Origin of the sequence: Pseudomonas sp. BNK-44-b (assembly GCF_047456245.1) — a bacterium.
In the GTDB taxonomy this organism is placed as follows: Bacteria; Pseudomonadota; Gammaproteobacteria; order Pseudomonadales; family Pseudomonadaceae; genus Aquipseudomonas; species Aquipseudomonas machongensis.
In genome coordinates this window covers 1,245,604-1,259,598 of record NZ_CP179908.1, presented here as the reverse complement: position 1 = coordinate 1,259,598, position 13,995 = coordinate 1,245,604, and the positions used below count along the sequence as shown (strand labels likewise).

At 64.2% G+C, this 13,995-nt stretch carries 12 protein-coding genes; all 12 read right to left on the bottom strand.

Going from position 1 to position 13,995, the window contains the following annotated elements; translation table 11 throughout:
• Window positions 1-107: 107 nt before the first annotated feature.
• The 12 genes from ACMGGG_RS06050 to leuC all read right to left on the bottom strand — a co-directional run bounded on the left by ACMGGG_RS06050 (window position 108) and on the right by leuC (window position 13,992).
• A complete protein-coding gene (locus tag ACMGGG_RS06050; protein WP_063543873.1) occupies window positions 108-791 on the bottom strand; it encodes an SPOR domain-containing protein in 684 nt (227 codons plus the stop codon).
• Window positions 775-2,082 carry a bifunctional tetrahydrofolate synthase/dihydrofolate synthase gene (folC, locus tag ACMGGG_RS06045; protein WP_112897763.1) on the bottom strand — a complete coding sequence of 436 codons (1,308 nt, stop codon included), beginning with the start codon at window positions 2,080-2,082 and terminating at the stop codon, window positions 775-777. Before folC ends, ACMGGG_RS06050 begins: the two co-directional genes overlap by 17 nt.
• Complete coding sequence (accD, locus tag ACMGGG_RS06040; RefSeq protein WP_054893105.1) at window positions 2,082-2,975, bottom strand: acetyl-CoA carboxylase, carboxyltransferase subunit beta; 894 nt, start codon at window positions 2,973-2,975, stop codon at window positions 2,082-2,084. Before accD ends, folC begins: the two co-directional genes overlap by 1 nt.
• Window positions 2,976-3,226: 251 nt before the next feature.
• The gene (locus ACMGGG_RS06035) at window positions 3,227-3,847 is read right to left on the bottom strand and encodes a phosphoribosylanthranilate isomerase (protein WP_063543869.1); all 621 of its coding nucleotides are present in this window, start codon (window positions 3,845-3,847) and stop codon (window positions 3,227-3,229) included.
• Between the two features lie 60 nt (window positions 3,848-3,907).
• Window positions 3,908-4,762 carry a tRNA pseudouridine(38-40) synthase TruA gene (gene truA / locus ACMGGG_RS06030; protein ID WP_054893103.1) on the bottom strand — a complete coding sequence of 285 codons (855 nt, stop codon included), beginning with the start codon at window positions 4,760-4,762 and terminating at the stop codon, window positions 3,908-3,910.
• A gap of 95 nt (window positions 4,763-4,857) precedes the next feature.
• On the bottom strand, window positions 4,858-7,512 hold the full coding sequence (locus ACMGGG_RS06025; protein ID WP_414155047.1) for a FimV/HubP family polar landmark protein: 2,655 nt from the start codon (window positions 7,510-7,512) through the stop codon (window positions 4,858-4,860).
• 72 nt (window positions 7,513-7,584) lie between these two features.
• On the bottom strand, window positions 7,585-8,589 hold the full coding sequence (locus ACMGGG_RS06020; protein WP_063543863.1) for an aspartate-semialdehyde dehydrogenase: 1,005 nt from the start codon (window positions 8,587-8,589) through the stop codon (window positions 7,585-7,587).
• 108 nt (window positions 8,590-8,697) lie between these two features.
• Entirely contained in the window at window positions 8,698-9,810 is a 1,113-nt protein-coding gene (gene asd / locus ACMGGG_RS06015; protein ID WP_054893100.1) for an aspartate-semialdehyde dehydrogenase, read from the bottom strand.
• Window positions 9,811-9,874: 64 nt separating this feature from the next.
• The gene (gene leuB / locus ACMGGG_RS06010) at window positions 9,875-10,957 is read right to left on the bottom strand and encodes a 3-isopropylmalate dehydrogenase (protein WP_054893099.1); all 1,083 of its coding nucleotides are present in this window, start codon (window positions 10,955-10,957) and stop codon (window positions 9,875-9,877) included.
• A 52-nt stretch (window positions 10,958-11,009) separates the two neighbouring features.
• On the bottom strand, window positions 11,010-11,774 hold the full coding sequence (locus ACMGGG_RS06005) for a class I SAM-dependent methyltransferase (RefSeq protein ID WP_112897761.1): 765 nt from the start codon (window positions 11,772-11,774) through the stop codon (window positions 11,010-11,012).
• 143 nt (window positions 11,775-11,917) lie between these two features.
• Complete coding sequence (gene leuD, locus ACMGGG_RS06000; RefSeq protein ID WP_054893097.1) at window positions 11,918-12,562, bottom strand: 3-isopropylmalate dehydratase small subunit; 645 nt, start codon at window positions 12,560-12,562, stop codon at window positions 11,918-11,920.
• Window positions 12,559-13,992, bottom strand: coding sequence for a 3-isopropylmalate dehydratase large subunit (gene leuC / locus ACMGGG_RS05995; protein ID WP_063543855.1), 1,434 nt, complete (start codon window positions 13,990-13,992; stop codon window positions 12,559-12,561). The genes leuD and leuC overlap by 4 nt, the downstream gene beginning before the upstream one ends.
• Window positions 13,993-13,995 lie beyond the last annotated feature (3 nt).

The following is a 13,995-nucleotide window of genomic DNA, read 5'->3' as shown; positions in this document are numbered from 1 at the left end:
CTTGACTTCCAGGACAACTTTGTAGCTCTTGCGAGGGGTGGAATCCGAATGAAAAACGGCCCCGCCCGACCGGCGTCAATACGCTGATCTGGCAGGGCCGCCAGGAATTAGCCTCGTTCCGGCTGGAAACGAACCACGATACCCTTGAGATTCTGCTGGCGGTTGATCACATCACGCAGGCGCTCGGCTTCGGCACGCTCGATCAGTGGGCCGACGAATACCCGGTTCATGCCGTCAGCCGACCGGATGTAGGCGTTGTAGCCCTGGCTGCGCAGCGTCTTCTGCAGGTTATCGGCCCCAGCGCGATTGGACAGGCTGGCCAGCTGGATCGACCAGCTCACCGGCAGGCCGTTGGCGTCGATCTTCGACGCTGTCGCCGGCTTGCTTGCACTGGCAGTGGCAGCAGGTGCGGGAGTGGCAGGCGGCACCGGGCGCGCTTCAGCTTTAGCGGCAGGTGCTGGGGCTGGCGACTTGGCCACCGGCACCTGGGCGACCTGCGCAGGTGACGGCGTGATCGGCTGGGTTGGCGCGCTGACCGGTGCAGTGGACTCGTCGACCACCACTGGCGGTTGCTCCGAGGGATCAGGCAGCGCCTGAGGCTCCGGCACCTGCACAGGCTCCACCTTGACGTCGGGAAGGCTTGGCATGGCCGGCGCCTGGGGCGCCTCGACGCGCACCTGGCGCATCTCGTCCTCGCGGGTGAACAGCATCGGCAGGAAGATCACCGCCAGCGCCACCAGCACCAGCGCACCGACCATGCGCTGCTTCATCCCTTTATCCAGCACTGCCATCTACTCCATCCTCCGGGACCTGCCGCTCGAGCCATTCCAGGGCTTGGCCGACGCAGAAAAACGAACCGAACAGCAAGATCTGGTCATCCGCCGTTGCCTGTGCACACTGCCCTTCTAGGGCAGCGGCGACACTGGCATAAGACTTCACCGTAGCACCTTGGTTCGTCAAGGCAGTGGCCAGTTCGGCAGCCGCACGACTGCGCGGGGTATCCAGGGGGGCTACCGCCCAGTCGTCGACCAGGCCCTGCAGTGGCGCGATCACGCCCTCCAGGTCCTTGTCGGCGAGCAGGCCGAACACCGCCAACCGACGCCCCTTCAACGGACGCGCGGCCAGGCGGCGAGCCAGGTACTCGGCGGCATGCGGGTTGTGCCCGACATCCAGCAGCAGCTCCACCGTCTTGCCCTGCCAGGTCAACTGGCGACGGTCCAGGCGACCGGTAATGCGGGTATCGAGCAACGCCCGGCGAACCTGCTCGGCCTGCCACGGCAAGCCCATCAGCAGGTAGGCCTGCAGTGCCAGGGCAGCGTTTTCCATGGGCAGGTCGAGCAGCGGCAGGTCATGCAGCGCCACCGGCTGACCATCGGTCGAGGTGCCACGCCAGCTCCAGCGGCCTTCGGCGCTGTCCAGGTCGAACTCACGGCCACGCAGGAAAAGCGGCGCAGCCAGTTCGGCGGCCTTGTCCAGCAGTGGCTGCGGTGGGTCCAGGTCGCCACATAGCGCCGGCTTGCCCGCACGGAAGATGCCAGCCTTCTCGAAGGCCACCCGTTCACGGGTATCACCCAGGTAATCGACATGGTCGACACCGATGCTGGTCACCAGCGCCATGTCGGCGTCTACCACGTTCACGGTGTCCAGACGGCCACCCAGGCCCACTTCGAGCACCACGGCATCGAGCTGCGACTGTTGGAACAGCCAGAAGGCCGCCAATGTACCCATCTCGAAGTATGTGAGGGAAATCTCGCCCCGCGCCGCCTCGACGGCGGCGAAGGCTTCGCACAGACGCTCATCGCTGGCTTCGACGCCATCGATCAGCACCCGCTCGTTATAACGCAACAGGTGCGGCGAGCTGTACACGCCGACCTTCAAGCCCTGGGCACGCAGCAACGAGGCGATGAACGCACAGGTCGAACCCTTGCCGTTGGTGCCGGTGACCGTCACCACCCTCGGCGCCAGCCGACCGAGCGCGAGGCGCGCCAGCACCTGCTGTGAACGCTCCAGGCCCATGTCGATGGCCGAAGGGTGCAACTGCTCGAGGTATGCGAGCCACTCGCCCAGGGTACGCTGGCTCATCACGCGACGACGGCCGCTTCTTTTGCCTGCTCGGGAGTCGGTTGGCCGGTCATCTGTGCCAGCAGGCGGGCCAGGCGTGGACGCAGCTCATGACGGGAGATGATCAGGTCGATGGCACCATGCTCCAGCAGGAACTCGCTGCGCTGGAAGCCTTCCGGCAGTTTTTCGCGCACGGTCTGCTCGATCACACGCGGGCCGGCGAAGCCGATCAGCGCCTTCGGTTCACCGACGATGACATCACCCAGCATCGCAAGACTGGCGGACACACCACCATAGACCGGGTCGGTCAGTACCGAGATGAACGGGATGCCTTCTTCACGCAGGCGCGCCAGCACCGCCGAGGTCTTGGCCATCTGCATCAGCGAGATCAACGCTTCCTGCATGCGCGCACCGCCGGAGGCGGAGAAACAGATCATCGGGCAACGGTTTTCCAGGGCGTAGTTGGCTGCGCGCACGAAGCGCTCGCCGACGATGGCACCCATCGAACCACCCATGAAGGAGAACTCGAAGGCGCTGACCACGATCGGCATGCCCATAAGTGTGCCGCTGACCGAGACCAGCGCGTCCTTCTCGCCGGTCTGCTTCTGCGCGGCGGTCAGGCGATCCTTGTACTTCTTGCCATCACGGAACTTCAGGCGATCGACCGGTTCCAGGTCAGCGCCCAGCTCGGCGCGGCCTTCGACATCGAGGAAGATGTCGATACGCTCACGGGCGCCGATACGCATGTGATGGTTGCACTTGGGGCAGACGTCGAGTGTTTTTTCCAGCTCCGGACGATACAGCACGGCTTCGCACGCCGGGCACTTGTGCCACAGGCCTTCCGGCACCGAGCTCTTCTTCACCTCGGAACGCATGATCGAAGGGATCAGTTTGTCTACCAACCAGTTGCTCATGCTCTATTCTCCCGTTTTGGCCGGTGGCGGGCTTGCTGTCGCCTGCCCTGCCCCGACCCTTGAGCTCAAATTCGTGTTCTAAACGACGATGGACCGGTCACAGGGACCACCCGCGCACCACTCCACCTTCAACCTGTACGCCGACGCCCTGGCGTCGCGTGTTCTGATGACCAGCCCCACGGGGCCAGCCGGGCAGCACCGGGCTGCGATAGCTATGGACGATGGCACGCCGCCAACCGTCACATCCGCCGTCACGCCGCGCGGACCGCGCGCATGAAGGCTTCGATCTTGCTGGCATCCTTGATGCCCTTGGCCTGCTCGACGCCGCCACTGACGTCCACCGCATAGGGGTTGACCTGGGCGATGGCCTGACCGACGTTGTCCGCCGACAACCCACCCGCGAGGATGATCGGCTTGCTCAAGCGCGCCGGCACCAGCGACCAATCGAAGGCTTCGCCAGTCCCCCCCGGCACACCAGCCACGTAGGTATCCAGGAGAATGCCACGGGCGCCGGAGTACTGCTGGCAGGCAGCCTCGAGATCATCCCCGGGGCGCACTCGCAGGGCCTTGATCCATGGGCGGTGATAGCCTTCGCAATCGGCGGGGGTTTCGTCGCCGTGGAACTGTAGCAGGTCCAGTGGAACCACCTCGAGGATCTCGTTCAGCTCACAGCGTGACGCGTTGACGAACAGCCCCACCGTGGTCACGAAGGGCGGCAACTGCTCGATGATCGCCCGCGCCTGGCGCACATCCACCGCGCGCGGGCTCTTGGCATAGAAGACGAAGCCAATCGCATCGGCACCGGCCTCGACGGCGGCCAGCGCGTCTTCGATGCGGGTAATCCCGCAGATCTTGGTGCGGACGTTGCTCATGGACGACGAACCTTGAGTGATCGGTGAAAGGCCGGATGTTAGCAAATGACGTTTCGCCCGTCAGTCTGCCAACGCCTCGTAGCCGGTAAGAAAGTGTGGGCCGATGTAACGCTGCGGCAGGGCGAACTCTTCCGGGTACTCCACCTGCACCAGGTACAGGCCATAAGGATGCGCCGTCACGCCCCCCTCCCGACGGTTGCGCCCCTCCAGCACCTCGCGGGCCCATTGCACAGGGCGCTCGCCGGCACCGATGGTCATCAGCACACCGGCGATATTGCGCACCATATGATGCAGGAAAGCCGTGGCGCGCACGTCGAGGACGATCATCCGACCATGGCGGGTAACGCGCAGGTGGTGGATATGCTTGATCGGCGACTTGGCCTGGCATTGGCTGGCCCGGAATGCGCTGAAGTCGTGGGTGCCGAGCAGGTATTCGGCGGCCTCGGCCATCGCCGCGACATCCAGCGGGCGGTGATTCCAGGTTACCTCTTCGGCCAGGTGCGCCGGACGGATCGGATCGTTGTAGATGACGTAGCGGTAACGCCGGGCAGTGGCCTTGAACCGCGCATGGAAGTGCGCCGGCATCGTCCGTGCCCAGGCCACGCTGATGTCATGGGGCAGGTTGAAGTTGGTGCCCAGGGTCCAGGCACGTTCGTCACGCACGGCGCGGGTATCGAAGTGCACCACCTGGCCGCAGCCGTGAACGCCAGCGTCGGTGCGCCCGGCGCACATCACACTGATCGGCGAGTCGGCGACCTTCGACAATGCCTGCTCCAGCGCCTGCTGGACACTGGGCACACCGCTGGCCTGGCGTTGCCAGCCGCGGTAGCGCGAACCTTTGTATTCCACGCCCAGGGCGATGCGCGAGTACCCTTCGGCCGCCGATTCGGCCGCGTCGATGTCGTTGATGTCCAAGAAAGCCAAACCTGTGGATGAAACGAAAAGGCGGCCATTATAACGACAACGGCAGCCCTCAGGGCTGCCGTTGTCCTATCCAGGCCAGCTACGCGTCAGACCAGACGCGACAGCATGTCCTGCGCCTCCTGGCGCTGGCCGTCGTCGCCATCCTTGACCACCTCGTCGAGGATATCGCGAGCGCCCTGGTGATCGCCCATGTCGATGTAGGCCCGAGCCAGGTCGAGTTTGGTCGCCACTTCGTCGGTGCCGGAGAAGAAGTCGAAATCCAGGTCATCCAGGGCTCCGGGCTCGAGCGCCGCATCCTCGGCGGTGAAGTGTGGCTCCAACGACGGCGATGCCAGGCTCTGCGACAACTTGTCGAGCTCGGCGTTGACGTCACTGAGTTCCGAGGCGAAGTGCTTGTCGGCTGGCGATTCGTCGTCCAGCGACAACGACAGGTCGAAGTCGTCCGGCAGCTCGAGTTCGGAAATCGGGTCGAATTCCGGAATCTCGTCGAATGCAGCCAGCTCGGCGGCGACATCCACGGGCGCCTCCGGCTCGGCAGCAGGCGGCGCGGCTACGGCCGGCTCACCGACATCCAGATCGAAGTCCGCCAGATCATCCAGGCTTTGTGGCTCGGATTGCGCCTGAGCCTGGGCCAGCAATGCCTCGAAATCGTCGTCGGCATCGCTCTCGACCACCGGCTCGGCCTGCACCGGCGGCTCAACCAAGACCTCGGGCGCTTGCGTCGCATCAGGTGCATCCAGCACCGGGGCATCGAGCGAGTCGTCAAGCGCGAGGTCATCGTCCAGACTCAGGTCGAACGCACTGTCCAGATCGTCCGTGGCGGTGACGGGCACCTCATCGAGATCTGGCACGCTGTCCAGCACAGGCTCTGGCTGGGGCGCCGCCGCCACCGCTTCGTCGACAACCGGCTCAGGCTCTGCGACAGGCGCCGCCTCGTGTTCCTGGAGCAGCTCCTGCACATACTGCTCGTCCATCTCCGCAGCCAGCGCAGCCGCGCCGAGCCCTGCCGCCGCAACCCCGAGCATGGCCGGATAACGTTGCTTGAGCCCCTCGACTTCGCCTTGGTTCTCAGGTGTACCAGGCAACTGGCGCTCCTGGCCGACGAACGCGTCCTGATCGCCTTGGCGAGCGTAGACTTCCATCAATTTCAGGCGCAGGTCGCTGCGCTGCGGCTCGGCAGCCACCACCGGTTCCAGCAGAGTAGCTGCGTGATTCAAGCGCCCCTTGGCGACGCTCTCGTCGACCTCGGCCAATAGCGCCGCGTGCGGATCGGCATCAGCCGGCGCACTGGCAACGACTGGCTTTTCCGCCGCCGCCGCGGCTGCAGCGGAGGCCGCCACCACGGCAGGCGACAAGGTCACGCTCGGCGCCGAGATGTCCAATCCATCGAAGCTGCTGGGCGGCAGGTCCAGATCCGGACCGCGCTCACCTTCCTCGGCCAAGGCTCGAGCCATGCGCAGGTGCTTCTCAGCCTCCTGCTGGGCCTTGCGCTTGCGCGCCAGAAGCAGCAACAGCAGCAGCAACACGAGGAAGGCCGAGCCCGCCAACAGCGCCAGCAACAGCGGATTGCCCAGCAGTTCGTCGAGTGCACTCGGCTGCTCCGGCGCTGCCGCTGCTTGCGGCGCAGTATCCGCTGCGGCTGGCGGCGGCGTAACCGCAGGTTCGGCAGGGGCCAACTGGGCGTTGACCACCGGCTCGACCGGCGGCGTCGCGGCTACAGGTGCTGCAGGCTCGGCGGCCCCTTGCGCCTCGAGACGCGCCAACTGGTCGTTCTTCAATTCGATCAGACGCTGCAGCTTGTCCAGCTGGCTCTGCAGGTCGGTCATCCGGCTCTTGAGTTCTTCGTTGTCGCGGCGGCTGGTATCCAGGCTTTCCTGGGCCACGGCCAGCTTGTCGTTCAGCGCCTTGGCGCTGTCGGCCCCCGTCTGCGTGCCGGGCGCAACCAGCCGCAGGTTATCGCCCTGGGCGATACGTGCAGGCGCGGCTTCGGCAGCACCCCGACGGGTGGCGTCCAACTGTCGCGCACGCGGCCCCAGACGCCGACCTTCGCGCCAGGCGGCGTACTGCTCGGAAACCTCGCGGATCGCCTCCCCCTGGGCAATGCTGCGGATCTGCTGCTCGTCTGGAAGGCGCAGGACCTGACCGGTCTTGAGCTGGTTGATGTTATTGCCGATGAAGGCATCGGGGTTCAGGGCCTGGATCGCCAGCATGGTCTGCTGGATCGAACCGCCGTGGGTGTTGCGTGCAGCGATCTGCCAGAGCGTGTCGCGCTGGCGCGTCGTGTAGCTGGCGGCGCTCACTGCCGGGCTGATGGCGCCCTGGGCAGGCTTGGCGCTGGCCTGCTGCGGCTGGTCGAGCGCCACGTTGTAGTCACGCAACAGCCGCCCTTGGGGCCACATCACCTGAACCAGGAACTTGACCACCGGCTCCGGCAGCGGCTTGCTGGATGTCACGCGCAACACGCTGCGACCGTTGGGGTTGATCACCGGCGTGAACGTCAGGTCTTCCAGATAAGCAGGCAGCGTCACCCCTGCCTTGGCGAACTCCTCAGGAGCGGCCAGGCTTGGCGCCACTTCAGCGGCGGTGAGGTCGCGCACATCGAGCAACTCGATCTCGGCATCCAGCGGCTGGTTCTGCGCCGACTTGAGGGTCAGCTCCCCCAGGCCAAGGGCATTGGCCATGCCGGACGACAGCGCCGAGGCGGCCGCGATGGCCAGAACCAGTTTGCGAATTCGAAGCATGACCTCTTCCCTTGTATGAATCGTCCTAAAAACCTGCCAGTGGTGTAGGACAAAATTGCTGGCCAGTATCTTTTACGCCATTTTTTTTATCAACAATTGCGCCAATTGTACGGCGTTGAGCGCCGCACCCTTGCGCACGTTGTCGGTGGTCAGCCACAAGTTGAGCTGCTGATCCTCGTCGACGCCATGGCGTACACGACCAACATAGACCACGTCTTGCCCCACTGCGTCACCGACGGGTGTCGGATAATCGTCATTTTCCACACGCTCTACGCTGGCAGCGGCGTCCAGCGCCTGGTTGACCGATTGCAGATCGACCGACTGGCGACTCTGCACCGTCACACTGAAGCTATCGCCGAAAAACACCGGGACTTGAACGCAGCTCACGGAAATCTTCAGCTCAGGCAACCCCAGCAGCACGCGCAGCTCGCTGACCAGGCGACGCTCCAGGGCTGCATGCCCCTGCTCATCGGTGGTCCCCACCTGCGCCAACAGGTTGAACGCCACCTGGCGGTCAAAGAAACGCGGCTCCAACGGGCGGGCGTTGAGCAACTCGGCCGTCTGCCGCGCCAACTCGTTCACCGCTTCGCGCCCCTGGGACGAAACAGCCAGGCAGGCCATTACCTGGACCCGCTCGATATCCAGCAACCCCTTGAGCGGCGCCAGCGCAACGGCCAGCGCGACAGCGGCGCTGCTTGGGCTGGCCAGCAAGGCTGGCAATGCAAGGCTGTCGACGACCTCGCCATTGGCCTCCGGCACCAGCGCCAGCGCGTCATCCAGCCCGCCCGACAGATCGATCACCGAGCAGCCGGCCTCGCGCGCCTTCTGCGCAAAGCTGCGGCTGACTGCAGCACCGGCGGCGAAGAACGCCAGCTTGGCCTGGGCGAAGTCGAAGCTGTCCACCTCACGCACTCGCACCTTCTTGCCAGCAAACATCACACTGCTGCCGGCAGATTCCATACTGGCCAGCAGGTGCAGGGTCGCGACCGGGAACTCCAGCTCCTCGAGAATCTGCACGAGGGTCTCACCGACACTTCCGGTGGCGCCGACGACGGCGATATCTAGGGGTTGGCTCATGGTTTGGCTCCTTCTGCGGGTACGGCGGGAGCGGCACTTTACTTGATTGCCGCACAAACAAAAAACCCGCGCTGTCTCCAGCGCGGGTTTTCGATCAACTTGAGGCGATCAACGCTCCAGCAGAATCCGCAACATGCGGCGCAGCGGCTCGGCAGCGCCCCACAGCAACTGGTCGCCGACCGTGAAGGCGCCCAGGTACTGGGACCCCATGTTCAGCTTGCGCAGACGACCGACCGGAATGTTCAGGGTACCGGTCACGTTGGTAGGACTCAGTTCCTGCATGCTGATCTCACGCTGATTCGGCACCAGCTTCACCCATGGGTTGTGCTGGCTGATCATGCCTTCGATATCGGCGATCGGCACATCCTTGTTCAGCTTGATGGTAAGCGCCTGGCTGTGGCAGCGCATGGCGCCGATACGTACGCAGATGCCATCGACCGGGATCGGACTCTTGAAGCGGCCGAGGATCTTGTTGGTCTCGGCCTGAGCCTTCCACTCTTCGCGGCTCTGCCCGTTCGGCAGTTCCTTGTCGATCCACGGGATCAGGCTGCCAGCCAGCGGCACGCCGAAGTTTTCAGTCGGGTAGGCTTCGCTGCGCATGGCTTCGGCAACCTTGCGGTCGATGTCGAGGATCGCGCTGGCCGGGTTGGCCAGATCGTCGGCCACCGCAGCATGGGTTGCTCCCATCTGCTTGATCAGCTCGCGCATGTTCTGCGCACCGGCACCGGAGGCCGCCTGGTAAGTCATCGCGCTCATCCACTCGACCAGGCCGGCTTCGAACAGCCCACCCAGGCCCATCAGCATAAGGCTGACGGTGCAGTTGCCGCCGATGTAGTTCTTGGTGCCGGCGTCCAACTGCTGGTCGATGACCTTGCGGTTGACCGGGTCGAGGATGATGACTGCATCATCCTGCATACGCAGGGAAGAGGCAGCGTCGATCCAGTAACCCTGCCAGCCGGCTTCACGCAGCTTGGGGAAGACCTCGTTGGTGTAGTCGCCGCCCTGGCAGGTCAGGATCACGTCGAGGGTCTTGAGCTCTTCGATCGAATAAGCGTCCTTGAGCGGAGCAATATCCTTGCCCACGTTCGGGCCTTGGCCACCCACGTTGGAGGTGGTGAAGAACACCGGCTCGATAAGGTCGAAGTCCTGCTCCTCCAGCATCCGCTGCATGAGCACGGAACCGACCATACCGCGCCAACCGATCAGACCTACACGTTTCATCGCAACTACACCTTTGCTAAAAAGTGGGCCGCCATCGAAGGGAAACGATGGCGGGCCAGAGAGATTACAGATTCCGCAGCGCTGCGACTACTGCGTCGCCCATTTCCTGCGTACCGACCTTGGTGCAACCGGCCGACCAGATGTCACCGGTGCGCAGACCCTGATCCAGCACCAGGCTCACAGCCTGCTCGATCGCCTCGGCAGCGGCCTGCTGGTTGAAGCTGTAACGCAGCATCATCGATACGGAGAGGATGGTCGCCAGCGGGTTGGCGATACCTTGGCCTGCGATGTCGGGCGCCGAACCGTGGCAAGGCTCGTACATGCCCTTGTTGTCGGCATCCAGCGAAGCAGAAGGCAGCATGCCGATGGAACCGGTCAGCATGGAAGCCTCATCCGACAGAATGTCACCGAACATGTTGTCGGTCACCACCACGTCGAACTGCTTGGGTGCGCGCACCAGTTGCATCGCGGCGTTGTCGACGTACATGTGGCTCAGCTCGACGTCCGGGTAGTCCTTGGCGACGTCTTCGACCACTTCGCGCCACAGCTGGCTGGAAGCCAGGACGTTGGCCTTGTCCACCGAGCACAGTTTCTTGCCGCGCACGCGGGCCATGTCGAAGCCCACGCGGGCGATACGGCGCACTTCACTCTCGCTGTAGGGCAGCGTGTCATAGGCTTGGCGCTCGCCACCTTCGAGCTCGCGCTGGCCACGCGGAGCACCAAAGTAGATGCCGCCGGTCAGCTCGCGGACGATGAGGATGTCCAGCCCGGAGACGATCTCGGGCTTGAGCGACGAAGCGTCAGCCAGTTGCGGATAGAGGATCGCCGGACGCAGGTTGGCAAACAGGCCCAGTTGCGCACGAATCTTCAGCAGACCGCGTTCAGGACGGATATCACGCTCGATCTTGTCCCACTTCGGCCCGCCGACGGCGCCGAGCAGGACGGCATCGGCCTTGCGCGCGCGCTCCAGGGTTTCGTCAGCCAGCGGTACGCCGTGCTTGTCGATGGCCGCACCACCGATCACGTCGTGCTCCAGGGTGAAGTCCAGGCCGAACTTGTCGTTGGCCAGCTCCAGCACCTTGACCGCCTCGGCCATGATTTCCGGACCGATGCCATCACCTGGGAGAATCAGAATCTGCTTGCTCATGCTTTCCTCTATTCATTCAAACAGCGCGGCTCGGTCAGCCACGCCGGAAACTCTATCGCTCGGCCCACAGCACCAGGACATCCGTGCTGAAGGAGCCATCAGCTTCGATCTGGTAATACTGCCGCACTTCCTCGCCCATCGCCTGCTGCAACTGGCGAATGGCCACACGCATCGGTTCGGGAGTACGCATGCGCTCCACCCAGGATGCGAACTCCAGGCGCAGGCGCTGGCGGCTATGGCTGCGCGTGAACAGCCCTGCCTCGCTGACCTGACGCTGCCACTGGGCGGCAGAATAATCGCGTACATGGCTGGTGTCGCGCAGCACTTCGACACTTTGCAGGTAGGTGTCGAGCAACGGGCTGCCCGGCGACATGACATCGACGAACGCCGCCACGCCACCCGGCTTGAGCACCCGACGCACTTCACGCAGTGCCAGGCCCAGGTCGCTCCAGTGGTGTGCCGAGTAACGGCTGAAGACGAATTCGAACGACGCGTCGGCGAACGGCAGACGCTCGGCGGCACCGCGCTCGGTGACGATATTGGCCAGCCCACGCTCGCTGGCGGCCTTGGCAACCACGTCAAGCATCGACTGGGAAAGATCGTATGCCACGACTTGGGCCACCAGTGGCGCCACGTGAAAACTGACATGACCGGCGCCACAGCCCAGGTCCAGCACGCGAGCAGCGCCCTGCCCTTGCAGCTCGGCCTGCAGCAGGGCGAACTCGCTGCCCTGGGCATGCACGGTGCTGCTGAGGTAGGCGCTGGCCTGCTCGCCGAACTGGCGCTGGACTACTTCGGTGTGGCTGGTACCCGTCATGATTCAATCCTTTTGGTTTTATTGCCTGTACCGGCCTCTTCGCGGGCAAGCCCGCTCCCACTGGTACAGCATTGCCTCAGGCCTTGCGATATCTGTAGGAGCGGGCTCGCCCGCGAAGAGGCCGGTACTGTCACCTACCTGCTTCAGGCATCCCGGAACAGCCAGGGCTGCGCGGCGCGATGCTTGCCTTCGAAGGCCTTGATCGCGTCGCTGTCCTGCAAGGTCAGACCGATGTCGTCCAGGCCGTTGAGCAGGCAATGCTTGCGGAACGCATCGATCTCGAAGTGCAGCACCTTGCCGTCTGGACGGGTAACAGCCTGCGCCTGCAAGTCGATGGTCAGCTGGTAGCCCGGGTTGGCTTCGACCTGCTTGAACAACTCATCCACTTCCTCATCGCTGAGGATGATGGGCAGCAGGCCGTTCTTGAAGCTGTTATTGAAGAAGATGTCGGCAAAGCTCGGCGCAATGATGCTGCGGAAACCGTACTCGTCCAGCGCCCAAGGCGCATGCTCGCGGCTGGAGCCACAACCGAAGTTTTCCCGCGCCAGCAACACGCTGGCACCCTGGTAGCGTTCGTGGTTGAGCACGAACTCCTGGTTCACCGGGCGCTTGCTGTTGTCCTGGTAGGGCTGGCCCACGTCCAGGTAGCGCCACTCGTCGAACAGGTTGGGGCCGAAGCCGGTACGCTTGATCGACTTGAGAAACTGCTTGGGGATGATCTGGTCGGTGTCGACGTTGGCACGATCCAACGGCGCGACGAGGCCGGTGTGCTGGGTAAAGGCTTTCATGCTGCGCTCCCTTGGATCAACTCGCGGACATCGATGAAGTGGCCGGTTACCGCAGCGGCGGCGGCCATGGCCGGGCTGACCAGGTGGGTACGACCACCGGCGCCCTGACGGCCTTCGAAGTTGCGGTTGGACGTCGAGGCGCAATGCTCGCCACTTTCCAGGCGGTCCGGGTTCATCGCCAGGCACATGGAGCAGCCTGGTTCACGCCATTCGAAGCCCGCCGCAAGGAAGATCTTGTCCAGGCCTTCACGCTCGGCCTGGGCCTTGACCAGGCCCGAACCCGGCACGACGATGGCTTGCTTGACGGTAGCGGCAACCTTGCGGCCCTTGGCGATGTCCGCCGCAGCGCGCAGGTCTTCGATCCGCGAGTTGGTGCAGGAGCCGATGAACACGCGATCCAGCTGGATATCAGTGATCGCCTGGTTGGCGGTGAGCCCCATGTACTTGAGTGCGCGCTCGATCGAACCACGCTTGATCAGATCGGCCTCGGCGGCCGGATCCGGCACGCGCTGGTCGACGGCGAGCACCATTTCCGGGGAAGTGCCCCAGCTGACCTGCGGCTTGATCTGTGCGGCGTCGAGTTCGACCACGGTGTCGAACACGGCATCGTCGTCGGAAACCAGGTCTTTCCAGGCCTCGACGGCACGCGTCCAGTCCTCGCCCTTCGGCGCATACGGACGGCCCTCAACATAGGCAACGGTGGTCGCGTCGGTAGCCACCAGCCCGACACGGGCACCGGCTTCGATGGACATGTTGCAGATGGTCATGCGGCCTTCCATCGACAGCTCGCGAATAGCGCTGCCGGCGAACTCCATGGCGTGGCCGTTGCCACCGGCAGTGCCGATCTTGCCGATCACGGCAAGCACGATATCCTTCGCGGTGACGCCGACAGGCAACTGGCCTTCGACGCGGACCAGCATGTTCTTCATCTTCTTGGCGACCAGGCACTGGGTGGCGAGCACGTGCTCGACCTCGGAGGTGCCGATGCCATGGGCCAAAGCCCCGAAGGCGCCGTGGGTCGAGGTGTGCGAGTCACCGCAGACCACGGTCATGCCCGGCAAGGTGGCGCCCTGCTCCGGGCTGATGACGTGGACGATGCCCTGGCGCTCGTCGTTCATCTTGAATTCGACGATGCCGTATTCGTCACAGTTCTCGTCCAGGGTCTGCACCTGCAGGCGCGACACCTGGTCGACGATGGCCTCGATACCCCCCTTGCGCTCTGGCGTGGTCGGCACGTTGTGGTCGGGCGTGGCGATGTTGGCGTCGATGCGCCAGGGCTTGCGATTGGCCAGGCGCAGGCCTTCGAAAGCTTGCGGCGAAGTCACTTCATGGATGATGTGACGATCGATATAGATCAAGGACGAGCCATCGTCGCGCCGTTTGACTTCGTGCGCATCCCAGAGTTTGTCGTAGAGCGTTTTGCCAGCCATCAG

Excerpts from the sequence above, each read along its gene's own strand:
- ACMGGG_RS06050 (WP_063543873.1), bottom strand. The coding sequence starts at position 791 with ATGGCAGTGCTGGATAAAGGGATGAAGCAGCGCATGGTCGGTGCGCTG.
- folC (WP_112897763.1), bottom strand. The coding sequence starts at position 2,082 with ATGAGCCAGCGTACCCTGGGCGAGTGGCTCGCATACCTCGAGCAGTTG.
- accD (WP_054893105.1), bottom strand. The coding sequence starts at position 2,975 with ATGAGCAACTGGTTGGTAGACAAACTGATCCCTTCGATCATGCGTTCC.
- ACMGGG_RS06035 (WP_063543869.1), bottom strand. The coding sequence starts at position 3,847 with ATGAGCAACGTCCGCACCAAGATCTGCGGGATTACCCGCATCGAAGAC.
- ACMGGG_RS06025 (WP_414155047.1), bottom strand. The coding sequence starts at position 7,512 with ATGCTTCGAATTCGCAAACTGGTTCTGGCCATCGCGGCCGCCTCGGCG.
- ACMGGG_RS06020 (WP_063543863.1), bottom strand. The coding sequence starts at position 8,589 with ATGAGCCAACCCCTAGATATCGCCGTCGTCGGCGCCACCGGAAGTGTC.
- asd (WP_054893100.1), bottom strand. The coding sequence starts at position 9,810 with ATGAAACGTGTAGGTCTGATCGGTTGGCGCGGTATGGTCGGTTCCGTG.
- leuB (WP_054893099.1), bottom strand. The coding sequence starts at position 10,957 with ATGAGCAAGCAGATTCTGATTCTCCCAGGTGATGGCATCGGTCCGGAA.
- ACMGGG_RS06005 (WP_112897761.1), bottom strand. The coding sequence starts at position 11,774 with ATGACGGGTACCAGCCACACCGAAGTAGTCCAGCGCCAGTTCGGCGAG.
- leuD (WP_054893097.1), bottom strand. The coding sequence starts at position 12,562 with ATGAAAGCCTTTACCCAGCACACCGGCCTCGTCGCGCCGTTGGATCGT.
- leuC (WP_063543855.1), bottom strand. The coding sequence starts at position 13,992 with ATGGCTGGCAAAACGCTCTACGACAAACTCTGGGATGCGCACGAAGTC.